Genomic DNA, 24,525 nt, shown 5'->3' on the forward strand with positions numbered 1-24,525 from the left:
TAGCAGCGGGGCTCGTGCGCCCCTAATTGCCGGAGGCGACGCGTATGCCGGCCAGTCGCGGCACGATGACATCGAGCGCCTCGTCGATCTCGGCGGCGCAGCGGCGCGCGGCCGCCGACCCCTGCCCGAAGGGGTCGGTCACGTCCCAGCCGAGGCTGTCGGGGCCGGCCACGGCGAGCGCGGCGTCGAGGGCCGCCAGCCCGCCGTCGTCGGCGGTGCTGCGGGTCAGGGCGTCCGCCAGCTGGCGCAGGCCGAAGACCTTGGGGGCGTGCTCTGGCCAACGCTCCGTGATGCGGAGCCGGTGGGCGAGCTCGAGGGCGAGAACGACGTCCGCGGCGGCGAGGATCTCGCCCGACACGGCGCGGCTGAGGTGACCACGACCGTCGGCACCGCGGGCCTCGAGCTCATGAGCCATCGCAGGGTCCATGGCGTTGCCCGGGAAGCCCGGGACGCCGGCGCTCGAGAGGTCGAGGGGCGACGGCGTCGACGACTCCTCCGCCAGCTGCCTCGCCCGGCGCTCGGCGTAGGGCGACCGGCTGATGTTCGCGGTGCACACGAAGAGCACGCGCAACGTCTCGGGTCGCCGCTCGCGCCGCGTCCGCCGGCGGGTCGGGTCGTCGGTCAACATCTCCCTCCCTCTCTGCTGGTCGGCGTGAGAGCCCCGACGCCACGGGCATCATGGGCGTCACGGGCGGACGTGCGAAGGACGCCGAGCGGCGGAGGCACGCCCGGCGTCCTTCGGTGGAGCCCCGTCCCTGATCGGGGCACGTTCTGAGTCAGACGCCGCAGTTTGGCGGGAGCGTGACCTGGCACTTCGGGCTCTGCTGCGGCGGCGTCGAGGGGTAGGTCGCCGAGCCCGTGGCGGGCGGGTGGTTGTCCGGGTCGCTGCCGGCGGGGAGCGTGTGGCCCCACGGGATGCTGATCCCCACCGTGATGTTCTGGACGTTCTGCGAGTTGCCGTTCTCGCCGGCGTTGAGGACGAGGACGATCGTGTTGCCCGGGGGCAGCAGGACGGGGAAGGTGACGACGTCACCGACCTGGATCGGACCCGCGCCGTCCGGGTCCGTCGCGTAGACGGCTGCCTGGAAGAAGAGGCTGATGTCCGGCGAGTTCTCGGTGATGAGGATCTCGAAGCCGGCCTGGTCGAAGAGGTAGATCGGCTTGTCGGTCGTGTTCGTGATCGCGACGTCGAAGATGTAGCCCTTGACGAACACGTTGCCGCAGGAGTTGCCCGGCAGCTTGCACGCGTCGCCGAGGTCGACGCTCGGTCCACCCCCCGACGCCGCGTATGCCGGTGTGGCCACGACGAGCGGCACGGCGGGAATCGCCCACGCTGCCCCCTTGGCGATGGTGCGCCGTGAAATGCGCCGGTCCTCGCGCTGCTCGGTCATGGAACTCTCCCCTGGGATGGTCAGTCGGCTCAGCACGTCGAAAGTAGCCCCGGGGCTAGCCCCTTCGTCCCGCGTTGGCGGGGTGGGGGCTAGAAAAAGGCCCGTCCTGACCAGCCGGGCATGCCGAGCGGGCTAGTCAGCGCAGGTGAGCAGACCGGTCTCGACGAGGTGCACGAGGTAGGCCTCGACGTCGTCGGCGATCTCCTCGCGGGGCAGACCGACGGCCTTGGCGACAGCGGTGGCGACGTCCGCCTCGCCCTCGGCGGCGAAGGTCCAGATGAGGGCCGCCGTGCCCTCCAGCGCGACCGGCGGGCCGTCCGGCAGGCGCATGAGGAAGACCTGCGGCAGGCCGTCGGCGTCGCGCTCGACGTGGGCGACTCGCTCTGGGACGGAGTAGGCCGTCACCGGCCCCTCCTCTCCCGGGCGGCGGCCCGGAGCAGTGCGACCAACTCGTGCGTCCCCGCTCGGGAACGCGAGAAGTATGCCGCAGCGACCTCGCGTGTCGTCGGAGGCCGTCCCAGGCGCGTCTCCATGCGTCGCCGGTTCGGCACCACGAGGTGGACGGCCGTCCGCACCTTCGCCCGACGCGTCGGTGCCGCACGGACCCTGGCCAGCAGGATGCGCGCTCGTGACGTCTCGCGGGTCGAGAGCACGCGCCAGAGGTCGTGGCCCGGTCGGTCGTCGAAGGCGGCGAGCCGGCCGGTCCCCGCGGCGAGGGCGACCTCGGCCCCGACGTCCCGCGCCAGGGCCATGAGCTCCTCCCGCTCCTGCTCGCTCGCGTCGTCCCAGCTGCGCCGGATGTCGGGTGAGCCGAGCGAGCCGCCGCGGGCCGCGTGGAGGATGAGGAGGAGGCGCTGTGCCGCGAGGGACGGCACCGGGCAGGCGATGCCGGCGATGGACACCGTGTGCCGGTCGGCCCACAGCCGGTCGAACGCGTGGTCCCCGCCGTCGATGCCCGGAAAGCTACGGTGGACGTCGACCGGGGCGAGCACCCCGTGGACGAGGGTCGAGGCGTGCTCGAAGGCGGAGCCGTCCTCGAAGCGGTACATCGTCGTCCAGCCGTGAGCGTGCATCGCTGCGACGAGGCGGTCGACGTGAGCGGGCCGCACGAGGACGTCGGCGTCGATGCTCTGCCGCTCCCCCTCCGTGAGGCGGTCGTCGACGGCGGGTCCCTTCACGTGGAGCAGGTCGACCCCCGAGTCCTCGGCGAGCACCTGGAGGGTGGCGTGCGAGAAGCGGATGCCGACCGACCAAGGCATCACGGGGTCGTCCACGCCCCGACATTACCGAGTCGCCGGTGCGCCTGTCCGGCCGCTGATAACCTGCGATCGTCGGGCCCGGCGAGGGCTTCTTCCCGTCGTGGGGGTGGCACGTGAAGGTCGTCGTGACCGGTGGCGCGGGGTTCATCGGCGCCAACCTCGGGCGCGAGCTGCTGCGCCGCGACGAGGTCGACGAGGTGGTGGCTCTCGACGACCTGTCGACCGGCTCGAAGGACAACCTCGCCGGCACCGGGATCACCCTGCTCGAGGGCACGATCCTCGACCCCGACGCCCTCGACGCGGCCTGCCAGGGCGCGAGCGCGGTCGTCCACCTCGGCGCCCTCCCGTCCGTGCCCCGCTCGGTGCGCGACCCGCTCGCCTCTCACCACGCCAACGCGACGGGAACGCTCGAGGTCCTCCAGGCCGCACGCCGTGCCGGTGACCTGCATGTCGTCTCGGCCTCCTCGTCGTCGGTCTACGGTGCCAACCGTGAGCTGCCCAAGCGCGAGAGCATGCGCACCGCCCCCATCTCCCCGTATGCCGTGAGCAAGCAGGCGACCGAGGCCTACACCCTGTCGTTCGGCCACACCTACGGCCTGCCGACGATGGCCTTCCGCTTCTTCAACGTCTACGGCCCGCTCCAGGCGGCCGGCCACGCCTACGCGGCGGTGCTGCCGGCGTTCATCGACGCGGCCCTGCGCGGGCGCCCGCTGACGATCCACGGCGACGGCGAGCAGACACGCGACTTCACCTTCGTCGGCACCGTCACCCGGGTGCTCGCCGACGCCGTCGTCCGCCGGGTCGCCGACCTCGAGCCGGTCAACCTCGCGTTCGGCAGCCGCACGTCGCTCAACACCGTCGTCGACGAGCTCGAGGGGATCCTCGGCTTCCGGCCGGAGATCGAGTACGTCGAGTCCCGCGCCGGCGACGTCCGCGACTCGCAGGCCGACAACGCGCGGCTGCTCTCGCACTTCCCCGAGGTGCAGCCGGTCCCGCTGCGCGAGGGCCTGCGGGCGACGGTCGACTGGTTCCGGACGCTGCCCGACCACGACGGCTGACGCGGCGGGTCGTCATGGGCCGGCTGTGGCGCCTCGTCGCGTGGCCCGGTGTGCTCGCGCTCAGCCTGCTCGGCGCGTGGATGGCCTGGTCGGTGGCGAGCGCCGTCGTCGGCGACGGCGACGGCGGAGTGCGGCCGGTGCTCCCCTACGTCCTCTGTCCGCTCGTCCTCGTCGCCGGCGTCGCCACCGGCGCGGCCCTGCACCGGCGCGCACACTCCCCCGCCGTGCCGGTCGCGCTCGTCGTCACGTCGACGGCCCTCGTCCTCGGTGCGCTCCTCGTCGTCGACCCCGGCAAGGCGCCTCTCGGCTACCCCAACGCCAACGCCGCGCTGGGCGTGCAGCTCGTCGCACTGTCGGGACTCGCGCTGCTCGCGACACCGGTGGAGGCGGCACGCGGCCGCGTGCTCCTCGCCCTCTCGGCGCTCGCCGCAGCGCTGGCCGTGGGCCTCAACCGGTCGGCCGCGGGGATGGCGGTGCTCCTCGCCGTCGGGCTCGTCACCCTGCTAGCCGTGTGGTGCCGGCCCGTGTCGCAGGGGTGGCGGCTGGCGGCGGTCGTCGTGGGCGCGGTCGCATCGGTGGCCGCCGGGGGACTCATCGTGGCCGCTGCCCGGGAGCCGGTCTTCCCCGCCTGGGCGCGGACCGCCTTCGACCCCGCGCGTGAGCAGCTGTGGGAGGACGCCGCGGCTCTGTGGCGGCAGCGGCCGCTCACGGGGTCCGGCCCCGGTTCCTTCGCGGGAGCGACCTCGTTGGCTGCCGACGCCGACACCGTCGCGGCGCACTCGTCCGTGCTGCAGGTCGCCGCCGAGACGGGGTGGGTCGGGGTGGGTTTCCTCGCCCTCACCGGTCTGGCCGGCCTCCTCTGGGCCGCGCGCGGCCGGACGCCCGAGGCGGTCGTGGGTGCGGCGGCGTGGGCGGCACTGCTCGTGCACTCGACGGCCGACCACCTCGTCGAGTTCGGTCCGGTCGTGCTCCTCGCGGGAGCCGTCGTGGGCTGGGCGGGGGCAAGCGGTCGGTCGAGCACCCGGCCGGAGGGCTCAGAAGAGCTCGACGTCCCCGAGCGTGAGCGCCCACTCCCCCGGTGACGGCGGCGACGCCGCGAGCGGACGGGTCGTGAGGAGCGGCCCCTGCTTGGGCAGCGGCAGCAGGCCCGCGGAACGCCCGGTGCGCAGGCCGATGGCGTAGTCGGCGCCGGTGTCGGCGAGCACCCGGCGCACGAGACGCGCCCCCGTGGCGACATCGGGCACGAGCTGCTCGAGGATCGCGGCCTCGACGGCCGCCCCACGCCGCCGCAACCGGAAGACGAGGCCACCGGCCGCCGGGTCGTCCTCGGACGCGAGCGCCACCCGGTAGTGCAGCGGCTCGAAGCCGGTGCGCCACGCGAGGTAGTCCGGTGTCCGGCGCGTGCGCACCCCGCTCGCCGGGTCGTGGCGCAGCAGCTGCTCGGCGAGGTCGGGTGTCGCGAAGGCCTCGCGTGCGTCGAGCCCGACGTCGGTGGGCTCGGACCAGAGGCTGGCCGGCACCTTGGACGTGGCCATCGAGACGAGGGCGCGCGGACCGCGGGGCAGGACCCCCACGGGCAGCCGCCGGGCGACGGTCCAGCCCATCTTGAGGTAGCCGGGCCGGCTCTGGTCGTTGGGCGTGTTGAAGACGATGCCGTCGCCGGCGAGCGTCAGCTCGGCCACGCCCTGGAGGGTGAGGGTGCGGAAGATGCCGAGGCCGCGGTAGCCCGGGTCGGTCGCCGTGTCGACGGCACGCACCGCCCGCAGCACCTTGCCGTCCGGCCGGTGGAACTCCCACCGCAGGAAGGTCCGGTAGCCGACGACGACGCCGTCGTGCAGGGCGACCCACGCGGGCGACGGCCCGAAGGCGTTGTCGCGGTGCTTCCACGTGAGGAAGGCCTCGTAGTGCGGGTCGTCGACCTTGCCGAGCGAGGCTCGCAGCATAGGGAGAGCGGTGGCGTCGTCGCCGGGCTCGGCCCGTCTGACGACGAGGTCCTGCGCCGTGACCGAACCCATCCCTGCCCCCGTCCGTCGTTGGTAGCCTCAGCGAGTCTAGGGCGGCGCACGGGGCGCCCGCCGGGCTTCGGCGACGCGAGCAGGGAGGGCGCGAGTGGCTGCTGCTCCCTCTCCCGCCCGGCGCGTGCGCGTCCTGTGGCTCGTCAAGGGCCTCGGCCCCGGCGGCGCCGAGCAGCTGCTCCTGCTCGCCGCGGGGGTCGTCGACCGGGAGCGCTTCGACTACCGGGTCGCCTACGTCCGGCCCGACAAGACCCACCTCGTCCCCGAGCTCGAGGCTGCCGGCCTCACCCCCGAACGTCTCGGTGCGCGCACCACCCGCCCCGGCGGCTGGGTCGCCGACCTGGCCAGGGCCATGACCGAGGTCGACGTCGTCCACGCCCACTCACCCTTCCTCGCGTCGGCGGCACGCCTCCTGGCGCGGGCCATGCCGCGGTCACGCCGCCCTGCTGTCGTCACGACCGAGCACAACGAGTGGACGAGCCACCGGCGCCCGACCCGGCTGCTCAACGCGGCGACCGCCCCGCTCGACGCGCACCATTGGGCCGTGAGCGAGCAGGTCCGCGACACGGTCTGGCCCTCGCGCCGCGACGGCTTCGAGGTGCTCATCCACGGCATCGACCCCGACGTCGTGCGACCGCGCGAGGACGCCCGCCGCACCCTGCGCGCCGCGCTCGGAGCCGCTGACGACGACGTCGTCTCGCTCACCGTCGCCAACCTGCGCCGCAACAAGGACTACCCCACCCTGCTTCGGGCCGCCCGGATCGCGCTCGACCGCGAGCCGCGCCTGCGCTTCGCCGCGGTCGGCCAAGGCCCGCTCGTCGAGGAGGTGGCGGCCCTGCACGCCTCCCTCGGGCTCGGCGACCGGTTCCGCCTGCTCGGCTTCCGACGCGACGTCCACGACCTCATGGCCGCGGCCGACGTCTTCACCCTCGCCTCGGCGCACGAGGGGCTTCCGGTCGCGGTCATGGAGGCCTTCGCCAGCGGGCTGCCCGTCGTCGCGACGACCGTCGGCGGGCTGCCGCAGCAGGTCGAGGACGGCGTCCACGGCCTCCTCGTCCCACCCGGCGACCCCGAGGCCCTCGCCACCGCACTCACGACCGTGGCCGGCGACGCACACCTGCGCCGACGCATGGGCGAGGCGGCCCGCGAGCGGTCCACGGCATACGACATCCGGCGGGCCGTCGCGGAGCAGGAACGCATGTATGCCGTCCTGTCCCGTCGCGCGCGGGGCTAGCCGCCGAGCCCCGCGGCCTTGCCGAGCCGCACGGCGGCGGCGTAGGCGCGCTCGGGTCCGAGGCCCCCGGTGAGCTTCGCGCGGAAGAACTCGATGGGGTCGGACTGTCGCACGGGCACGCGGGCGAGGCGCATGCGGTCGGTGTCGGGGACGTTGCGCCCGAGGCGGCCGGTCGAGGCGCTGCGGAACCGGGCGGCCAACGCCACCTCCATCGACGGGACGGGAATGCCCCAGGGGTAGGTGAAGTGGCGGGTCGTCACGCCGAGGTGGTCCTCGACGGCCTCGGTGCACCGGTCGAGGTCGTCCTCGCCGAGCACATCGGGCCGCACGTGGCCGTGGGTGTGGTTGCCGACGGTGCAGAGCCCGGAGGCGACGAGCTCGCCGAGCTGGTCCCACGTCATGCCCCGGCCGGCCGGGCCCTTGGCGGTCGAGCCCTCCCAGACCATCGTCTCGCCGACGAACCCGGACGCGAGGTAGACGGTGAACGGGAGCCCTCGCTCGCGCAGCAGCGGCCACGCGTTGGCGTGGACGTCGTCGAAGCCGTCGTCGAAGGTGAGCACGACGCTCGGTCGCGTGTCGCCCTCGTCGAGCCGGTCGAGCGCGGTGTCGAGGGAGACGACGTCGTGGTCCGCGAGGACGTCGAGCTGGCGCTCGAAGGCCGCGGTGGGCAGGTCGAGCTCGTCCGGCGTCCCGCCACCGATGCGGTGGTAGATGAGCAGGCTCGCACCGGTGGCGGGCGAGGCGCGCGAGGTGTGGACGAGGGCCTGCTTGAGGCGGCGGCGCAGGCTCGCCTGGTCAGCGACGGGCACGGGCCAGCTCCCTCACCCGCTCGGCGACGTCCTCCTGCATCTTCTCGACGCTCGGCAGCGCGAGCAGGACGAGGAAGAAGGGGATCATGAGGACGCGCTGCCGCGCGAGGATGCCGAAGTTGCCGAAGCCCGAGAACGCCCAGACGAAGGCCGTCGTGTAGGTGAGGGCGAAGGTGACGTAGGGCGTGCGGCGCAGGACGCTCGGCAGCCGGCGCAGCTGCGGCCAGGCCCGCACCGCGAGGACGAGCAGCACGAGGCCCTCGAGGCTCTGCACGAGCATCTGCGCGTTGCGCGCCTCCCACGGGAAGGGGCGGAAGAGGACGGTGACGATGGCGCCCGGGATGTCCGCGGGCGAGCTGATCGGGGTCGGGTCGAAGGCGGACGTGCCGCCCTCGCTGGCCTGCTCCGAGGCGGAGCTCACGGTGTCGGAGACGGCCTGGATCGAGAGGTCGTCGATGCCGAGGAAGGACGCCGACTGGCTCGTGAGGATGACAGCGGAGACGCCGAGGACGACGACCCCGAACGCCTTGCTCAGGATGCCGGTGCTGCGCGCCGGAGTGGGGCGGAAGAGCTGGGCGACGAAGAGCGAGGCGAAGAGCAGCACCGACAGGTGCGGGCGGAGGAGCGCGGTGCCGGCGGCACCGACGAGCAGGAGCGCGAGGGCGCCGTGCTGGCGGGCGAAGAACTTCGCCGCGCCGAGGGCGGTGGCCCCGACGAAGAACATGAGCCACGCCTCCTTGCCGATGCTCGACGGCCAGAAGATGAGCGAGGGCAGGACGAAGACGAAGACGGCATACCTCTTGTGGTTGCCGTCGGGCACGGCGATGCAGAACGCGCGGTAGAGGAGGTACTGCCCCCAGAAGGCGAAGGCGGAGAAGATGACGAACGCCGCGAGCGGCGAGGGTCCGATCACCGTGTAGAGGGCGGTGGTGATGACCTCCATCCACTGCGTTCCCTGCTTGCCGCCGATGGCGAAGGTGACGTTGCCGTTGCGCCACTGCTCGTACTGGATGGCGGCGACGAAGTTGTAGCGCTGCGCGTCCGCGGCCCCGCCGTAGACGACGTAGGCGACGAAGTAGCGGGCGACGGCGCCGAGCATCTTGAGCCCGAAGCCGGCGGCGAGCAGCCCGGCGAACCACGGCTCCTCGTGCTTCCTGGCCACGTGCCTGATGAGGGCGATGTTGGCGGCCAGGACGACCGGGACGACCATGACGGCGCCCCAGAAGTTGTAGGACTGCGTGCCGACCGCGACCCGGAAGAGCGCGGCGACGCCGAGGCCCGCGAGGACGGCGAGCGCGACGGCGAGGACGCGGCGCCCGGTCGGCGACCTCACGGCGGCCTCAGGCCGAGGAGGAGGTGCGTCGAGGTTCGCGGTCAGCGTCCTCGAGCGCCGCCGGCTCGGCGTCCACCTGGTCGGCTTCGACCATCCTCGTCCCGGCGGTCGCGCGCCCGCCGCGGGACCTGGCCGCCTTGGCTGCGCGCTTGGCCTTGCGCTTGGACTGGCGGTTCTCCCCGTAGCCGTATCCGTAGCCGTAGGCGTCCGCGCGCTTCGCGGGAGCGCCGAGGAGGATCACGCCGCTGACGGGGACCTGGAAGCGACCGATGAGCTCGGCCACGCGGTTGCCCGCCGGCTCGGTCAGGCGTCCGCTGCGGACGACGAGGAGGAGGGTGTCGACCATCGGGAGGATGTCGAAGACGTCGCTCGCCTCGAGGAGCGGGGCCGAGTCGATGAGGACCACGTCGGCCATGCCGCGTGCCTCCTCGAGCAGCGAGCCCATCCGGCTCGCGAGGGACGCGGGGTGGGCCAGGCTCGTGCCGGCGGTGATGATCCGCACGCCCGGGACGCTCGTGGGGCGCACGACCGCGCTCAGCGAGGCGTCGTCGCTCGGGTCCCTGAGGTAGTCGGAGATGCCGGCACCCTGGGGGACGTCGAAGAGGTTGTGCGCGTCCGGGGAGCGCAGGTCGGCATCGAGGACGAGGACGCGCTGGCCGGTCTCGGCGAAGCTCGCGGCGAGGTTGGCGACCGAGGTCGTCTTGCCCTCCGCGGCGTGCGCTGAGGTGACGAGGACGAGCCGGGCTCCCTCGGCCGGACGTGCTCCCGCGGCGGAGCGGCGTGGGGTGTAGTCGCCGGGCATGATCTGGCCCGTCGTGTGCACGAGCGCCGTGCGGGCGGCGCGGTAGCCGTCGCTGTAGTTGCTCAGCGGGTCCTCGGCCACGGCGATCGAGCCACGGTGGCGCTGCGAGCGCTTGAGCCGCGGGATCTCGGCGATGATCGGCATCCGCAGCGCGTCGTGGATCTCCTGGCGGGTGCGCAGGCGGGAGTCGAGGCGGTCGAGCAGCAGCGCGAGCGAGAGTCCGGCGAGGAGGCCGAGGACCGTCGCGATCGCGGTGCGGGGACCGCGCCCCGGAGGCACGACGAAGCCGCCGTCAGCGTTGGTGACCGGGATCGGCGTCGCGGTCTGGAGGATCGACAGGGCGACGTTCTCGGCACCCGGGCGGGGCTTCTCCCTGAAGAACTTCACCGTCTCGGTCGCGAAGGCGTTGGCGACCGCGGCCGCGCGGGCGCCGTCGGAGGCGGTGGCGCCCACCGTGATGGCCTGGGCAGCGTTGTCCGGCGTCACCGTGAGCCCGCCTGCGAGGAGGGCAGGATCGCCGTCGTAGTCGACGACCGCAGCCGCGCGGCGTGGGATCTCACCGGTCGTCATGTAGAGCGGGATGCGGCCCATGTTGGCGACGGGGTTCTCGGTGTCGGTCGACCCGACGAGGATCGTGGCGGTCGCGGTGTAAGAGCCGATCTTCTTCGTCGTGTCGGCGCTCGCCGGGGTGACGAACCAGGTCGCGGCCCCCGCGACGAGGGCGCACACGACGATGACGATCCATCGGTGCCTGAAGACCTTGATGTAGTCCTGAAGCGTCACTGCGTCACTCCCTGTCTGTGCGCCGTCGACATCCCCCGCGTCACCGTGTCGGCACGTGCGCCAGCGGGACGGCCGGTGCCCGAGTTTAGCCGCGGGACCTGAGCCGCACAGGGGCTTTGCGCGAACCCGCCACGCCGGTGCCCGCCGCTTGTCAGGATGGTCCCGGCAGGACTCTCGACCAGGACGAAGGGGGTGCTTCAGCCCTGCGCATCGCCCATCTCACGACGGTCGACATGAGCCTCGCGCTGCTCCTGCCGACCGAGCTCGAGGTCGACGTCGAGGCCGGCCACACGGTCTTCGGGATCAGTGCCCCGGGGCCCTACGTCCCGCGCGTCACGGCGCTCGGCGTCACGCACGTGCCCCTGCCCGAGCTCACCCGCTCGTGGGACCTCCGGCGGGACGCCCGGGCCTTCCGCAGCCTCGTGGGCACCCTGCGCGCGCTCGAGCTCGACGTCCTGCACACCCACAACCCCAAGACCGGGGTGATGGGTCGCATCGCGGGCCGGCTGGCCGGCATACCCGTCGTCGTCAACACGTGCCACGGCCTGTGGGCGCGACCCGAGGACCGGCTGCGCAGGCGGGCTCTCGTCTACGGCGCCGAGGCGCTCGCCATCCGGTTCTCCGACTACGAGCTCTTCCAGAACGCCGCCGACCGCGACACGATGCGCCGCGTCCTGCGCCGGGGCCGGCACGAGGTCGTCGGCAACGGCGTGGACCTGGTCCGGTTCACGTTCGACCCCGAGGGCCGTCGGCGGGTGCGCGCCGAGCTCGGCGTGGGCGACGACGAGCTACTCGTGGGGACGATAGGCCGCCGGGTGCGCGAGAAGGGGCCGGCGGAGTTCGCCACCACGGCCGCGGCCCTCGGCGACCGGGCGCGCTTCGTGTGGGTCGGGCCGGACGACAACACGGATGCGAACACCGCTGTGCCACATCAGGACTCCGTCACCTTCGTCGGAGAGCGCACCGACATGCCCGCGGTCTACTCCGCCCTCGACGTCTTCGTCCTCGCCTCCCACCGCGAGGGCTTCTCACGCGCGTCGATGGAGGCGGCCGCCTGCGGAGTCGCCATGGTCCTCACCGACATCCGCGGCTGCCGCGAGGTCGGCACCTCCGGGGAGCACCTGCTCCTCACCCCTGCCGGGGACGCCGAGGCGATGACGTATGCCGTGCAGCGCCTCCTCGACGACGCGCCCCTCCGCGAGCGGCTGGGTCGCGCGGCGGCCGAGCGGGCGCGGGGCCACTTCGACCAGCGAGCGGTGGCGGCGCGGTCGCTCGCGACGTATGACCGGGTCCGGGCGTGGGGGCAGTCCGGGCGGCACGGACGAGCGTCCTTCCGGGCGTCGCAGGTGCGTCCTATCCTCGGGATGACCCGGCAGCGAGCCGGGAACCCGCGTGGGACCGCGACGAAGGACCGTCACCGATGACGCAGAAGGCGCCCGGCGCAGAGGGCCGAGGGGGCTGGTCGGCGCTGTGGCGACTCGGCCGGGGGCACCGCGGGCGGATCGTGCTGCTCGCCGCGGCCTCCTTCGGCGCCGCGATGGTCGAAGCGGTCTTCCTCGTCCTCGTGACCGGGCTGCTGCTCGCGCTCACCAGCGGGCGCGACGTCATCGGGCCGGTCGCGGGACGTGAGCTCGGCATCGACGTCGCCCTCGTCGCGGCGCTCGTCGGCCTCGTCCTGCGGTTCGCGCTCAACATGCTCGCGCTGCGGGAGTCGGCGGCGCTCAGCGCCTTCGTGCGCACGAGCCAGCGCCGTCGCCTCGCCCACGCCTACCTCGGGGCGGCGTGGGCGGTGCACCAGCAGGAGCCGTCGGGGCGGCTGCAGGAGCTGCTCACGTCGTTCGTCGCGCGTGTTCTCGTCGCGGTCGCGGCGGCGACCCAGGGTCTCACCGCCGCCCTCAGCGTCGTCGCCTTCCTCGGCGCCGGGCTCGTCATCCAGCCGCTCGCGACCTTCGCCGTCCTCGGCTTCCTCGGCGTCCTCGCCGCCCTCCTCGGCCCGCTACGCGGGGCGATCCGGCGGGCGGCCGTGCGGTCGAGCGAGGCCGATCTCGACTTCGCGACCTCGGTCGCCGAGCTCGGCGGGCTGGGTCGGGAGATGCAGGTCTTCGGTGCCCGGCGCGCCTTCCTCGACCGGGTCGACTCGCTCACCGACGTCGCGACCGAGCGACAGCGACGGGTCCAGGTGCTCTACGGCTCGCTGGCCCCCACCTACACCTTCTTCGCCTACGGCGCGGTCCTCGCCGCGATCACCGGACTGAGCCTCGTCGACGCCCGCGACCTCACCACGGTCGGCGCCGTCACGCTGCTCATGCTCCGCTCCCTCACCTACGGCCAGCAGCTCGTCTCGGTGCACGGCACCGTCGTCTCCTCGCTGCCGGCGCTCGAGGAGGTCGAGGCCACCGCGCGCCGCTACGAGTCGCTCCCCGCGCCGGCGGGCGACCGCCGGCCGGACACCGTCCTCCCCGTCGTCGTCGAGGCGGCCGGCTTCTCCTACGACGGCGAGCGGCCGACGCTGAGCGACGTCGACCTCACCCTGTCGGCGGGCGAGATCCTCGGCGTCATCGGACCGTCGGGCGCCGGCAAGTCGACCATGGCCCAGCTCCTCCTCGGGCTGCGCGAGCCGGTGACGGGCGGCATCACCGTCGCCGGGGTCCCGCTGCCCGAGGTCGACCGCGACTGGTGGACCGGGCAGGTGTCCTTCGTCCCTCAGGACCCCGCGCTCTTCACGGGGACGGTCGCCGACAACATCAGGTTCTTCCGCGACGGCATCGACGACGCGGCGCTGCGCCACGCGGCCGAGCAGGCCAACGTCCTCGACGACGTCATGGCGCTCCCCCAGGCGTTCGACACCCACCTCGGCGAGCGCGGCAGCGCGCTCTCCGGCGGTCAGCGGCAGCGACTCTCGATCGCCCGCGCGCTCGCCGGCGCTCCCCGGCTCGTCGTCCTCGACGAGCCGACCTCGGCCCTCGACGGCCACAGCGAGCGGCTCATCCGCGAGACCATCCTCGGGCTGCGCGGGCGGGTCGCCATCGTCGTCATCGCCCACCGGATGTCGACGATCGACATGTGCGACCGCATCATGGTCGTCGAGCACGGACGGGTCACCGCTCTGGACTCACCCGCCGCCCTCGCGGCGTCGAGCGAGTTCTACCGCAGGGCCCTCGCCACGGCCGGGATGGTCGCCGACGAGGGGCCACGCCCGTCCGGCAGCCAGCCGACTCCGTCGGGCAGCCAGCCGACGCCCCCGGGCGGTCAGCCTGCAGCGTCGGGCCGCCGCACCACGTAGATCGAGGTCTCCCCGACGAAGAGCGCACCCCGGGTCCCGGACGCGGGTGGCTGCACCGGCCAGCCCGCGACGCGGACGACCTGCTCGGCACCGCGGGTCGCGTAGCCCACCCGCACCCACCCGGTGCCACGCAACCGCCGACGGACCCGGCGCGCCACCTCGAGCGGCCCGCGCGACGGGCGTTCGACGCTCGTCGTCGTCGCCTCGGCGAGCACGAGTCCGTGGCGCTCGGCCAGCTCGGCGATCCCGCTCGGGAAGGCGAAGAGGATGTGGTCGGCGTTCTCCCAGCAGTCCCCGCGCTGCCCGGCCGAGACCCGGTGCGGGGCCCACGGGTTGGGCGTGGTGATGATGAGCTGGCCGGACTCGCTGAGCAGGTCGCGAGCGGTCGTGAAGAGCATGTCCATCGACGGCACGTGCTCGATGAGCTCGCCGGCGACGATGACGTCGAACGGCCCCTTCTCGGCCACCGGTCCCGGCCCGTCGCTGAGGTCGTGGGTGACGGCGTCGAAGCCCGCGCGCCGCATTGCCGCGACGCCGTCGGGCAGGACGTCGACGCCGAGGCAGGACGCCGCCGCGGCGGCCACCTGCCCGTGGAGCCAGTCGGGCGACGACATCCGCTCGACGTCGTGGGCGACGCATCCGATGTCGAGGACCCGGCGGCCGCGGCAGCGCTCGACGATGAAGGCGCTGCGGTCGGGGACCGGTTCGCGCCAGGCGGCTCGCAGGGTGAGTGCACGTCGCGCGAGGGCGCGCGGGTCGTTGGGGTCGTCGGCGACGTCGCTCCATCGGGTCGCGGTGCCCACCGTCGCTCCGAGCGCCTCGTCGTAGGCCCGTGCCCTGCTGTGCCTCATCGGATCCTCCTCGCCCGGGGCGGGCCCGGTCTGCTCAGCCAGAGGTGGAGAGAACGGTGTCGTAGACCTCTCGGAGCCGCTCCCCCGTGCGTTGCGGCGACCTCTCCGCGCGCACCCTCTCGGTGGCGACCGCGAGGCGGGCCCACTGCGTGGGCTCGAGCGCGGCCGCGATCCGCGCGGACAGGTCCTCCGGGTCCGCCGGCGCGGCGACGAGCCCGGTGCCATCCTCCCTGACCGAACGTCCCAGCGCGCCCACTTCGGTGACGACGACCGGACGGCCGTGACCGTAGGCGTCGTGGAGCACCCCCGACTGGGACGCGAAGTCGGTGTAGGGCAGGACGACCACCGAGGACCGGGTGAAGAGCTCCTGCTTGCGATCGAGCGAGGCGAACCCGATCTCGGCGGTCACGCGCGCGTCGGTGGCAGCCGCACGAGCGGCCACCTCCTCGACCTCGCGGTCGCCGCGTCCGGCGATGACGAGCCGGGCGTCGAGGTCGGGCAGTCGGGCGAACGCCTCGACGAGGACGTCGAGCCCCTTGTTGCGGCGCAGCGCCCCGAAGAAGAGGACCACCGGCGGCTCGTCGGCGGGCGGCGGGCCCGCGGGTGGCGCCGGGAAGACCTGGTGCTGGACGACGTGCACGCGCGACGGGTCGACGTCGAAGTCCTCGACCAGCTTCGCCGCGAGGTTCTCGTGGTGGACGACGAGCCCGTCGCCTCGGTGGTAGAGCCGGCGCAGCAGCCGCTCCTCGGCCCGGCCGAGCCGTGGTTGGTGCGGCACCACGTCGTGGACGCTGAGCACGACCGGTGACGGCAGCGGAACCACGGCGTCGGTGAAGCGGTTGAGGTAGTGCAGGTGCACGAGGTCGAAGTCGCCCGTGCGCCACGTCTGCCGTCGCACGCCGGCCCGGCCGAGGTAGGTGCGGGCGCGGGACGGGAGCCAGCGCACCGGTGAGACCCCGCGCTCGACGTCGGGCAGGTCCCGGACCACCGTCACGGCGCCGTGCTCCCCCGCCTCCGGCGCCGCGGGGCGGTCGATCACCTGCACGAGGACCGACTCCCCCGGCCTGGCGGTGGCCGCTGCCCACCCGATCTCCTCCGGACGCGCGAAGGGCCAGTACCAGTGGAATCGCACGGCTCATTGCTATCACGCGGACCCTGCCGCCGGAGCCTGCTAGCGTCCGGTCCGTGACGGGGTCAGAGCAGCGAGGACCTGCCCGGACGGCCGGCACCCGGGTGTCGGTCGTCGTCCCCGTCCACGACGTCGAGGAGTTCCTCGAGCAGTGCGTCGAGTCGGTGCTCGCACAGACCCACACCGACCTCGACGTCGTCCTCGTCGACGACGGGTCCACCGACCGCAGCGGCGAGATCTGCGACGCCCTCGCCGATGCCGACCCCCGTGTCCGTGTCGTCCACCAGCCCAACGCCGGGCTCAGCGCGGCGCGCAACACCGGGCTGTCCAAGGTGGTCGGCGACTGGGTGACCTTCCTCGACTCCGACGACTGGTGGGACCCGGAGTTCGTGTCCACCCTCCTCGGCGCCGTCCGCCTCCACCCCGAAGCGGCGACGGCCGTGGCGGGGTTCGCGCGCGTGCCCGGTCGGCCGTCCTCGATGCCCACCACGTCGACCCGGCTCCACACGATCGGCGAGGCCCTCGGCCTCTTCGCCGGCCCGCACCACACGCTGATGACGATCACCTGCGCCAAGCTCTTCCGCCGGGACCTCCTCGACGGCGTCACCTTCCCCGAGGGCCGGCTGCACGAGGACGAGTTCACGACCTACCGGCTCCTCGCCCGGGCTCCCGTCGTCGTCGTCCCGCAGCCGCTCTACCTCTACCGCCAGCGTCCCGGCACCATCGCGTCGTCGGTGCTCACGCCGGAGCGGCTGCTCGACGCCCTGGAGGCCGCGGACCAGCAGGCCGTCGACCTGGCGGCGTGGGGGCACCCGGCCGCCGCTTCGTGGGCTGCCGACCAGGCGCTGCGCAAACGGCTACGACTCGTCCGGCTCCTGCGTGCCGCCGGCCGGGTCGACGAGGCGAGGGAGCACGAGCGGATCCTGCGCTCGGCGACCGCACCCACCGGTGGCACGCTCCCGTTGCGGGGGCTGAGCGCCGCGGCGCGGGTGTCGCCCCGGGCGGCGGCGCTCGGCCTCGAGCTGTCGGGCCGGGTCAGGCCCGGGCTCGGACGGCCCGCACCCGGGCGCCCACGACGGTCCTGAGCCGGCGCACGGACCGGGCGGAGACGGCATACGGGCGTGGCGCGGTGACCGCAAGGCGCCAGGCCGCGCGGGTGGGGGCGTGCACGGCACCGGTGGCGGCGGCCTCGGGCAGGTGGTCGCGGAGCAGCTCGCGGCACGCGCGGACGTAGGGCTCGTTGCGGCGCCACGCGTCGGCATCGCCGATGCGCTCGAGCTGCCGGACGGCGTGGCGGAGGTAGGCAGCGAGGTAGCGGGCGAAATCCCGTGCGGGAGTAGTCCGCCGAGCGAGGTCGATGTTGCCGCGCAGGATCGTCACGAGGTCGGGCGACAGGGCGACACGTCGCACGGTGTCGGTGACGCTGCCCCGGCGCTGGCGGTAGCCGTAGACGACGGCATCGGTGCGCGCGACGAGGGTTGCCCGCCCGAAGACCCGTGGCGTGAAGGCCAGGTCCTGGTGCAGCAGGCCCTCGGGGAAGCGCGGCCCGTCGACGAGCAGGTCACGCCGCAGCAGCTTGGCCACCGGCCCCCACTGGGGGCGCACGCACATGACCTGCATCGTCTCGACGGCGGCGGGTGAGACCGTCACGGTCGAGCCGGGTGTGAAGGCAACCTGCTCGCCCTCCTCGAACGCGACGTGCTCGCCGAGCGCGATCTCGGCGCCCGACCCGACGGCCGCAGCGAGGAGGATGGCGACGAGGTCCGGCGAGAGGACGTCGTCGGAGTCGGCGAAGGTGAGCCAGTCGCCGTGAGCCGCGTCGATGCCGACGTTGCGCGCCACCGACGACCCCTGCGCGGCCTGGTGGACGACGCGGACCCGCAGGTCGCGCTCGGCCCACGCGTCGCAGAGCGCCTCGCTGCCGTCGGTCGAGCCGTCGTCGACGAGGACGACGTCGAGGGCCGTGTGGGTCTGGCCGACGATGCTGCCCACGCAGGCGTCGAGGTAGTCCACGACGTCGTGGACCGGGACGACGACACTGACGAGCGGCCCTGTCACGAGGCGCCATTCAGCAGTGCGACGAGCCCGGCCCGGAACGCCTCGGGTGACTGGAACGAGAGGTCGCGCTGTGGCAGCTCCCCACGGCGTGTCGGCAGGGCCGACCAGTCCGGGCCCCAGTCGTCTCCGACGCGGACGACGCCGGGCAGGTCCCGGGCGGCAGGGTGGGTGAGGATGCCGATGTCGCGCGAGACGACGACCGGAGCGTGCCGGAGGCCGTCGGCGATGCTCCACCCGAAGCCCTCGGTCTTGGAGAAGCAGAGGTATGCCGTGCACCGCTCGTAGAGCCAGCGCAGCTCCGCCTCGCTCGGGTCGGGGACGTGGACGACGTTCGGGTGGCCGCGCAGCGCCTCCGGGACGTGGTTGACCACTCCCCTGTCGCTGTGGCACCACACGATGGGCAGGCGGGCGTGCTGGACGGCGCGCTCGAGGTCGTCGGTGCCCTTGACCGGCCCGTAGGGGTTGAACGCCGTGAGGTAGAACTCGCCGGGCACGTCGGCCGAAGGGCGCTGCGCCTCCTCGCTCAGGGGATAGAGCGGGGGTGGCAGCAGGGTCGCCGCCACACCGTCGGGGACGAACGCCGCGTTGTCCGGCGCCTGCATCGCGACGTAGTCGAACGGCGCACCGGTGGCCGCGTCGATGGCGTTGCCCGACGGCACGAGCAGGCGCAGGCGGGCGCGGACGGCAGGGTTGAGCTCGGCGCCCTGGTAGAGCCGGATGTGGACGTCGTATGCCGGGAGGACCCGCGCCCGCACCGGGTTGAGGACCGATGCGACGCGTCCGTTGAGGCCGACGGTGCTCTTGGAGCCGACCCACCTCCAGTGCCGCCAGTCCCAGACGTGGCGCGGTGAGCCGGGTCCCGACGGCGGCTCGCCGACGACCTTGCGCGCGACGACGTCGACGTCGTCCAGCGCGCAGGCCCGCAGGATCGAGGACAGGGCGCGCTGAGCACCGCCCGGCCCTCCGAGGGTTCCGGCGCTGATGAGGATCCGCAGACCTGCGGCGTCGGTCCCTGCCACAGCCGGGACGTTACCAACCAGCCGCGTCGCGCACGGCCGGTTCGACGGCGCGTCCACGAGGGTGCCGACGACGATGTCCTCCGTCGGGTCGGCGCCTCAACCGCCGCCGGACGAGGTGAGTGCCGCGGCGAACTGCGGCGCCAGCGCCTCGCTGCGCGCGACGGTGAGGTGGTTGGTGTCGCGGTAGGCCGTCACGCCGTCCATCCGGTTGGAACACCACCCGTCGGGGCAGAGGGTGGCGGTGACGTCGAGCACCTCGGCACCCGTCGTCCGGCCGACCTCGCGCAACACCTCGGCGAACTCCCCCTGACGCGCCTCGACATGGCTCAGCGGCATCTCCCTCTCGCACGACCCGACGGCGAGAACGAGGGAGACCACCGTGCAGTCGACCGGGGTCCAGCTGTCGGCGCCGTCCCACCGCGGGACGTCGGCGACGAGGATGACGGAGTGGCCGGAGCCCTGCAGCGTCCGCACCGTCGACGCGAGCCCGGTGGTCGCCACCCGCAGCTTGACCTCCGGGTCTGTTGACACCGTGCCGCCGACCGGCCCGGCGGCGAAGCCGGGGTCGGTCCAGTAGCGGTCCGAGGCCGCGAGCACGACGAGACCGGGCGGCGCACCGTCGAGGAAGCGCAGCGTGCCCTGCACGAACCGGCGACAGCCCGTGTCGTGTCCCGGCGGTCCGCCGACCTTCGACACGGCGATGTCGAGCACCGGGCAGTTCGTCGCAGTCGAGACGGTCACCGGACGGCCCGACGACCGGCCGGCTCCGCGCACCGCCTCGGTGAGGTGCTGGGCGTGCGAGTCGCCGACGAGGTAGACGGGCACGCCGTCGGCGACGTGCACCGTGCAGCGAGCGCTCGACGCATCGGTCATCGGGACGTAGCCGTAGCACCCGACGTGCGGCTCGAGGACCGCCGCTTGGTGCGCCCGCACTGTCGATGACCAGAACCCCTGCGAGACAGCGACTCCGAGCACTCCGGCGAGCAGGACGGGTGGACCGAGGCACGCGGCGACGAGCCACACGACCCCCGCCCGGTTCGGCGGCTGCCACCGGCGGACCGGGTCCTCGACGAGCCTGAACGACACGACGGCAGCCCCGAACGAGAGCACTGCAGCGACGGGTGCTGCGGCTGCCCAAAGGGGCCAAAGCGCGGTGGCGAAGACGATGAACGGCCAGTGCCAGAGGTAGACCGAGTAGGACCAGTCGCCGACGCGGACCATCGGCGCCGCGCGCAGCGCCCGCGACGTCGCCGTGCCCGGCACGCCCCCCGCACGGAGCAGGAGCATCGTCGCGACGACCGGCAGGAGCGTCCACGGTCCCGGGAACGGCGTCCGCTCGGAGATGAGCACCACCGAGGCGAGCAGCAGCACCGCGCCGACAACCCCGGCGACCCGTGCGCGACCGCGGGTCCGGAGGGCGAGCAGTCCCGGGCTCAGGGCGAGCAGCGCCCCGGCCCCGAACTCCCACACCCGGGTCAACGGTCCGTAGAACCCGACGAGCAGCTCGCCCACCTCGAGCCGCCACCCGCGGCTGACGACGACCGCGACAAGGAGCGAGCAGGTCGACACGACCACGACGACGAGGGCCGGCAGCCGCCGCGCACCCCGACGACGAGTCGCCAGCAACGAGAGCGCGAGCAGCAACGGGAAGCCGAGGTAGAACTGCTCCTCGACCGACAGCGACCACGTGTGCAGCAGCGCGTTCTGCTCGGCCGGCCCGTCGAAGTAGCCGCCCGTCGTCCGGGCGATGACGGCGTTGGCGACGACGAACATCGCGCCGGCTGCGGTCTGGGCCGTGGCTTGCTGCGGCCCGAGCGGCGAGAGCAGCAAAGTGGACAGCAGCAACGTCACGGAGACCATGAGCGCGAGCGCCGGGGTGAGCCGCCGAACCCGCCTCAGGTAGAAGCGCGCGAACCGGATCCGGCCGTGGGCGCGCCATTCGCGCAGCAGCATCCCCGTGATGACGAACCCCGAGATGACGAAGAAGACGTCGACGCCGACAAACCCGCCCGGCAGCGGCAGCCCCGCGTGGAAGGCGACGACGAGGAGGACGGCGACCGCGCGCAGGCCCTGGATGTCGGGACGTCGCGTGCCATCCGTGGGCGCCCTCTCATCGGGCCGCGGGAGCGGACCCGGAGGCGTATGCCGTGCTGGCCGCTCCCGTTCCGACTCCCCGACACCCGTCGTCAGGTCGAGAGCCACGTCCCCACCCTCGGCGCCGGATCAGAGGCGGAGGTCGGACTCGGACCGGCCGAGGGCGTACTTGAGGTCGTAGAGGATGTGCCCGTTCGGGTCGCCGAAGGCGCGCATCGCGTCGGCACCCATCGCGACGAACTGCTCGTGCCGGACCGCGAGGATGACCGCGGCGTAGGCGCCCTGCTCGGGCTCCTCGACGAGGTCGATGCCGTAGTGCAGCCGGGCCTCCTCGGGCCGCGCCCACGGGTCGTGGACGTCGACGTCGATCTCGTAGTCGGCGAGCTCGGCGAGGATGTCGACGACGTGCGAGTTGCGCAGGTCCGGGGTGTTCTCCTTGAAGGTCAGCCCGAGCATGAGCACACGCGCCCCGCGGACCGGGATGCGCTCCTTCGTCATCCGCTTGACGAGCTGCGAGGCGATGTAGGAGCCCATCGAGTCGTTGAGCCGGCGGCCCGCGAGGATGATCTCGGGGTGGTAGCCGACCGCCTGCGCCTTGTGCGTGAGGTAGTAGGGGTCGACGCCGATGCAGTGACCGCCGACGAGTCCAGGGCGGAAGCCGAGGAAGTTCCACTTCGAGCCGGCCGCCTGCAGCACCTCCTCGGTGTCGATGTCGAGCCGGTTGAAGAGGATCGCGAGCTCGTTGATGAGCGCGATGTTGACGTCGCGCTGGGTGTTCTCGATGACCTTCGCCGCCTCCGCGACGCGGATCGACGAGGCCCGGTGCGTGCCCGCGGTGATGATCGACCCGTAGAGCGCGTCGACGAAGTCGGCGGCCTCGGGCGTCGAGCCCGACGTCACCTTGACGATCGTCGGGAGCCGGTGCTCCTTGTCGCCGGGGTTGATCCGCTCGGGGCTGTAGCCGACGAAGAAGTCGACGTTGACGAGCAGCCCGGAGAGGTCCTCGAGGACCGGGACGCACTGCTCCTCGGTGGCGCCCGGGTAGACCGTCGACTCGTAGATGACGGTGTCGCCCGGCTTGAGGACCTTGGCGATCGTCTCGGTCGCCGACAGCACGGGCGTGAGGTCCGGCTGCTTCGCGGCGTCGATCGGCGTCGGCGTCGTGACGATGTAGACGTTGCGGTCGGCGATGTCGTCGGGGTCCTCGGTGAACCGCAGGTGGGTCGCGCCGGCGAGGGCCGCGTCCTCGACCTCGAGGGTGTGGTCGGTGCCGGTCGACAGCTCCTTGACGCGGGTGCTGTTGATGTCGAAGCCGACGACGTCCATCGTCCGCCCGAACTCGACGGCGAGCGGGAGCCCGACGTAGCCGAGCCCGACGACGGCGAGCCGGACGCCGCCCGGCAGGGCCGGGAACGTGGGGGTGGTGGTGGGTGCGTGCAGGGTCATCGCGTTCCCTTTCCTGCAGTGGTGCCGTGGGCGGGCATGGCCGGAACGATCCGGATGAGGTCGAGGCCGTCGGTGTGGCCGGGGAGGCAGGTCCCGAGGTCCGCCGGCGCGAGCCGGGGCACCTCGACCTGGGTGATGAGCGGGTGGGCGGTGCCCTGCCCACGCTCGGCCGCGCTGAGCAGCACCTCGTGGAGCTTCTCGCCGTCGCGGAGACCGCTGAAGGTGATGTCGACGTCCTTGCCGGACTCCTCGATGAGCCGGCGGGCGACGTCGACGATGCGCACGGGCTCCCCCATGTCGAGCACCAGAACGTCGCCGGGGTGGCCGATCGCCGCCGCCTGGAGCACGAGCTCGCAGGCCTCGGGGATCGTCATGAAGAAGCGGGTCACCTCTGGGTCGGTCACGGTGACCGGACCGCCGCGGTCGATCTGCGCGCGGAAGGTGTCGAGCACCGAACCGCGCGACCCGAGGACGTTGCCGAAGCGCACCGAGAGGTATCGCATGCCGGTCTGGCCGGCATACCAGGCGGTGAGGCGCTCGGCGAGCCGCTTCGTCTGTCCGAGGACGCTCGTCGCGTCCGCCGCCTTGTCGGTCGAGATGTTGACGAAGTGCTGGACCCCGTTGGTGGCGGCGCACTCGAGGACGTTGCGCGTGCCGAGGACGTTGGTCTTCCAGCCCTCCTCCGGGAAGCGCTCCAGCATCGGGAGGTGCTTGAGCGCCGCCGCGTGGAAGACGACCTCGGGAGCGAGCCGGTTGAAGACGGCGCACACGGCCTCGCGGTCGCGGATGTCGCAGAGCACCGTGTCCTCGGTGTCGAGCAGCCCGTCGCCGTCCAGCGACAGCTTCGTCGCGTGGAGCGCGGACTCGTCGCGGTCGAGGAGGAGCAGCTTGGCCGGCTGCAGCGCCTTGACCTGCCGGGCCAGCTCGGACCCGATGGAGCCGCCGGCGCCCGTGACGAGGACGACCTTGCCGGTGACCCGGTCGGCGATCTCGGTGAGGTCGGTCTCGACCTGCCGGCGGCCGAGGAGGTCGGCGACGTTGAAGGCGCGCAGGTGGTCGAGCTCGATCCGCCCCGCGATCATCTCGCGCACCGGTGGGACGACGACGAGCTCGAGACCCGCCTCGGTGCACCGGTCCGACACGTCCTGGATGAGCTGGGGTGAGGCCTCGGTGATGGCGAGCACGACGGCCTCGGCGCCCTTGGCGCGCGCGACGGCGATGAGGTCGGCGCCGAGCCCGAGGACGCGGTAGCCGCGCACCCGGAGGAACCGCAGCGACGGGTCGTCGTCGACGAAGCCGACGATCGTGTAGGGCGGGTCGTCCGAGGAGTCGACGAGGCCGGCGAGCTGGTGGCCCGCGTCCCCCGCGCCGTAGACGAGGGCGGGCACGCCCGGCACCTCCGGCACCCGGCTGCTCTTGCGACGGTCGCTCCCCCGCGTGACCCGCAGGACCCAACGGCCCGAGGCCATGATGAGGAAGGCGAGCATGGGCATGATGAAGGCGATCCCGCGGGAGAACAGCGGTGCCGCGATGAAGAAGACCGCGCCCAGGACGACGCTGATGGTCACGACGAGCCGGGCCAGCGAGGTCACCTCGTCGAAGCTCCCCACCTTGCTCCGACCGAGGTAGAGGTGCGTGACGAAGCCGCCGACCACCTGCAGCACCATCGCGGCGGCGACATAGCTCGCCGCGATGACCCACATGCGCTCGCTCAGCGTGAGCTCGTGCCGCACGAGGACGAAGCCCCCGAGCGCGAGCACCCACGCGATGGCGTCCCAGCCGATCATGACCGTCCGCCGAGCGAGGATCTGCGATCTCGACATACCTACACACCCCTGAAGACCTGCCGTGCCGTCAGTTCCTGACGACGCAAATGACGCTAGGGGGGCCCGATTGCGCGCGAACGACAAACCGGTGGAAGTGAACACAAGTGGTCACCGGTCTCGCTGACCTGACTAGCG

At 73.1% G+C, this 24,525-nt stretch carries 21 protein-coding genes; 6 read left to right on the forward strand and 15 right to left on the reverse strand.

All coding sequences use genetic code 11. The annotated features are described in order from the left end of the window. Positions 1 to 22: 22 nt before the first annotated feature. The 4 genes from ACOJV7_RS00980 to ACOJV7_RS00995 form a co-directional block, all read right to left on the reverse strand. Entirely contained in the window at positions 23 to 628 is a 606-nt protein-coding gene (locus tag ACOJV7_RS00980) for an arsenate reductase/protein-tyrosine-phosphatase family protein (RefSeq protein ID WP_420188288.1), read from the reverse strand. A 148-nt stretch (positions 629 to 776) separates the two neighbouring features. Further along, on the reverse strand, positions 777 to 1,391 hold the full coding sequence (locus tag ACOJV7_RS00985) for a hypothetical protein (protein WP_420188290.1): 615 nt from the start codon (positions 1,389 to 1,391) through the stop codon (positions 777 to 779). Between the two features lie 132 nt (positions 1,392 to 1,523). Continuing rightward, a complete protein-coding gene (locus ACOJV7_RS00990; protein WP_420188291.1) occupies positions 1,524 to 1,796 on the reverse strand; it encodes a PqqD family protein in 273 nt (90 codons plus the stop codon). Continuing rightward, positions 1,793 to 2,665 (reverse strand): nucleotidyltransferase family protein, encoded by an 873-nt coding sequence (locus ACOJV7_RS00995; RefSeq protein ID WP_420188292.1) that lies wholly within the window; start codon positions 2,663 to 2,665, stop codon positions 1,793 to 1,795. Before ACOJV7_RS00995 ends, ACOJV7_RS00990 begins: the two co-directional genes overlap by 4 nt. Before the next feature lie 98 nt (positions 2,666 to 2,763). Here ACOJV7_RS00995 and ACOJV7_RS01000 point away from each other — a divergent pair, with 98 nt between their 5' ends. Continuing rightward, positions 2,764 to 3,708 carry an NAD-dependent epimerase/dehydratase family protein gene (locus ACOJV7_RS01000; RefSeq protein ID WP_420188293.1) on the forward strand — a complete coding sequence of 315 codons (945 nt, stop codon included), beginning with the start codon at positions 2,764 to 2,766 and terminating at the stop codon, positions 3,706 to 3,708. 14 nt (positions 3,709 to 3,722) lie between these two features. Then, the gene (locus ACOJV7_RS01005; RefSeq protein ID WP_420188294.1) at positions 3,723 to 4,790 is read left to right on the forward strand and encodes an O-antigen ligase family protein; all 1,068 of its coding nucleotides are present in this window, start codon (positions 3,723 to 3,725) and stop codon (positions 4,788 to 4,790) included. On the opposite strand, the gene ACOJV7_RS01010 is transcribed toward ACOJV7_RS01005, so the two are convergent. Then, positions 4,743 to 5,723 (reverse strand): GNAT family N-acetyltransferase, encoded by a 981-nt coding sequence (locus ACOJV7_RS01010; protein WP_420188295.1) that lies wholly within the window; start codon positions 5,721 to 5,723, stop codon positions 4,743 to 4,745. The genes ACOJV7_RS01005 and ACOJV7_RS01010 overlap by 48 nt on opposite strands. 94 nt (positions 5,724 to 5,817) lie before the next feature. Between ACOJV7_RS01010 and ACOJV7_RS01015 the strand changes: the two genes are divergently transcribed. Beyond that, on the forward strand, positions 5,818 to 6,957 hold the full coding sequence (locus ACOJV7_RS01015) for a glycosyltransferase (RefSeq protein ID WP_420188296.1): 1,140 nt from the start codon (positions 5,818 to 5,820) through the stop codon (positions 6,955 to 6,957). Here ACOJV7_RS01015 and ACOJV7_RS01020 read toward each other — a convergent pair. From ACOJV7_RS01020 to ACOJV7_RS01030, 3 genes are read right to left on the reverse strand one after another with little or no spacing between them, the layout of a single operon-like run. Then, complete coding sequence (locus ACOJV7_RS01020; protein WP_420188298.1) at positions 6,954 to 7,766, reverse strand: polysaccharide deacetylase family protein; 813 nt, start codon at positions 7,764 to 7,766, stop codon at positions 6,954 to 6,956. The genes ACOJV7_RS01015 and ACOJV7_RS01020 overlap by 4 nt on opposite strands. Further along, entirely contained in the window at positions 7,753 to 9,099 is a 1,347-nt protein-coding gene (locus ACOJV7_RS01025; protein ID WP_420188300.1) for a hypothetical protein, read from the reverse strand. The genes ACOJV7_RS01020 and ACOJV7_RS01025 overlap by 14 nt, the downstream gene beginning before the upstream one ends. 7 nt (positions 9,100 to 9,106) lie before the next feature. Further along, a complete protein-coding gene (locus ACOJV7_RS01030) occupies positions 9,107 to 10,684 on the reverse strand; it encodes a polysaccharide biosynthesis tyrosine autokinase (protein WP_420188301.1) in 1,578 nt (525 codons plus the stop codon). A 233-nt stretch (positions 10,685 to 10,917) separates the two neighbouring features. Here ACOJV7_RS01030 and ACOJV7_RS01035 point away from each other — a divergent pair, with 233 nt between their 5' ends. Together ACOJV7_RS01035 and ACOJV7_RS01040 are read left to right on the forward strand one after the other, a co-directional pair. Further along, positions 10,918 to 12,108 (forward strand): glycosyltransferase, encoded by a 1,191-nt coding sequence (locus ACOJV7_RS01035; RefSeq protein ID WP_420188302.1) that lies wholly within the window; start codon positions 10,918 to 10,920, stop codon positions 12,106 to 12,108. Further along, positions 12,105 to 13,967 (forward strand): ABC transporter ATP-binding protein, encoded by a 1,863-nt coding sequence (locus ACOJV7_RS01040; protein ID WP_420188304.1) that lies wholly within the window; start codon positions 12,105 to 12,107, stop codon positions 13,965 to 13,967. Before ACOJV7_RS01035 ends, ACOJV7_RS01040 begins: the two co-directional genes overlap by 4 nt. On the opposite strand, the gene ACOJV7_RS01045 is transcribed toward ACOJV7_RS01040, so the two are convergent. Together ACOJV7_RS01045 and ACOJV7_RS01050 are read right to left on the reverse strand one after the other, a co-directional pair. Continuing rightward, the gene (locus tag ACOJV7_RS01045; protein ID WP_420188305.1) at positions 13,934 to 14,818 is read right to left on the reverse strand and encodes a class I SAM-dependent methyltransferase; all 885 of its coding nucleotides are present in this window, start codon (positions 14,816 to 14,818) and stop codon (positions 13,934 to 13,936) included. The two genes, ACOJV7_RS01040 and ACOJV7_RS01045, sit on opposite strands and share 34 nt — an antisense overlap. 34 nt (positions 14,819 to 14,852) lie before the next feature. Continuing rightward, positions 14,853 to 15,950 carry a glycosyltransferase family 4 protein gene (locus ACOJV7_RS01050; RefSeq protein WP_420188306.1) on the reverse strand — a complete coding sequence of 366 codons (1,098 nt, stop codon included), beginning with the start codon at positions 15,948 to 15,950 and terminating at the stop codon, positions 14,853 to 14,855. Positions 15,951 to 16,003: 53 nt separating this feature from the next. Here ACOJV7_RS01050 and ACOJV7_RS01055 point away from each other — a divergent pair, with 53 nt between their 5' ends. After that, positions 16,004 to 17,032, forward strand: a complete 1,029-nt coding sequence (locus ACOJV7_RS01055; RefSeq protein WP_420188307.1) for a glycosyltransferase family 2 protein — start codon at positions 16,004 to 16,006, stop codon at positions 17,030 to 17,032. On the opposite strand, the gene ACOJV7_RS01060 is transcribed toward ACOJV7_RS01055, so the two are convergent. The 5 genes from ACOJV7_RS01060 to ACOJV7_RS01080 all read right to left on the reverse strand — a co-directional run bounded on the left by ACOJV7_RS01060 (position 16,983) and on the right by ACOJV7_RS01080 (position 24,387). Next, positions 16,983 to 18,005, reverse strand: coding sequence for a glycosyltransferase (locus ACOJV7_RS01060; RefSeq protein ID WP_420188308.1), 1,023 nt, complete (start codon positions 18,003 to 18,005; stop codon positions 16,983 to 16,985). The two genes, ACOJV7_RS01055 and ACOJV7_RS01060, sit on opposite strands and share 50 nt — an antisense overlap. After that, a complete protein-coding gene (locus tag ACOJV7_RS01065) occupies positions 18,002 to 19,024 on the reverse strand; it encodes a glycosyltransferase family protein (RefSeq protein WP_420188309.1) in 1,023 nt (340 codons plus the stop codon). Before ACOJV7_RS01065 ends, ACOJV7_RS01060 begins: the two co-directional genes overlap by 4 nt. Before the next feature lie 96 nt (positions 19,025 to 19,120). Next, positions 19,121 to 21,226 carry an acyltransferase family protein gene (locus ACOJV7_RS01070; protein WP_420188310.1) on the reverse strand — a complete coding sequence of 702 codons (2,106 nt, stop codon included), beginning with the start codon at positions 21,224 to 21,226 and terminating at the stop codon, positions 19,121 to 19,123. Between the two features lie 21 nt (positions 21,227 to 21,247). Continuing rightward, complete coding sequence (gene tviB / locus ACOJV7_RS01075) at positions 21,248 to 22,564, reverse strand: Vi polysaccharide biosynthesis UDP-N-acetylglucosamine C-6 dehydrogenase TviB (RefSeq protein WP_420188311.1); 1,317 nt, start codon at positions 22,562 to 22,564, stop codon at positions 21,248 to 21,250. After that, positions 22,561 to 24,387 carry a polysaccharide biosynthesis protein gene (locus tag ACOJV7_RS01080; RefSeq protein ID WP_420188312.1) on the reverse strand — a complete coding sequence of 609 codons (1,827 nt, stop codon included), beginning with the start codon at positions 24,385 to 24,387 and terminating at the stop codon, positions 22,561 to 22,563. Before ACOJV7_RS01080 ends, tviB begins: the two co-directional genes overlap by 4 nt. Positions 24,388 to 24,525 lie beyond the last annotated feature (138 nt).

Origin of the sequence: Knoellia tibetensis, from assembly GCF_048606415.1 — a bacterium.
Classification (GTDB): Bacteria; Actinomycetota; Actinomycetes; order Actinomycetales; family Dermatophilaceae; genus Knoellia; species Knoellia tibetensis.

Coding starts and splice junctions, on each gene's coding strand:
- ACOJV7_RS01035 (WP_420188302.1), top strand. CDS start 10,918: ATGAGCCTCGCGCTGCTCCTGCCGACCGAGCTCGAGGTCGACGTCGAG.
- ACOJV7_RS00985 (WP_420188290.1), bottom strand. CDS start 1,391: ATGACCGAGCAGCGCGAGGACCGGCGCATTTCACGGCGCACCATCGCC.
- ACOJV7_RS01045 (WP_420188305.1), bottom strand. CDS start 14,818: ATGAGGCACAGCAGGGCACGGGCCTACGACGAGGCGCTCGGAGCGACG.
- ACOJV7_RS01080 (WP_420188312.1), bottom strand. CDS start 24,387: ATGTCGAGATCGCAGATCCTCGCTCGGCGGACGGTCATGATCGGCTGG.
- ACOJV7_RS01040 (WP_420188304.1), top strand. CDS start 12,105: ATGACGCAGAAGGCGCCCGGCGCAGAGGGCCGAGGGGGCTGGTCGGCG.
- ACOJV7_RS01010 (WP_420188295.1), bottom strand. CDS start 5,723: ATGGGTTCGGTCACGGCGCAGGACCTCGTCGTCAGACGGGCCGAGCCC.
- ACOJV7_RS01005 (WP_420188294.1), top strand. CDS start 3,723: ATGGGCCGGCTGTGGCGCCTCGTCGCGTGGCCCGGTGTGCTCGCGCTC.
- tviB (WP_420188311.1), bottom strand. CDS start 22,564: ATGACCCTGCACGCACCCACCACCACCCCCACGTTCCCGGCCCTGCCG.
- ACOJV7_RS00980 (WP_420188288.1), bottom strand. CDS start 628: ATGTTGACCGACGACCCGACCCGCCGGCGGACGCGGCGCGAGCGGCGA.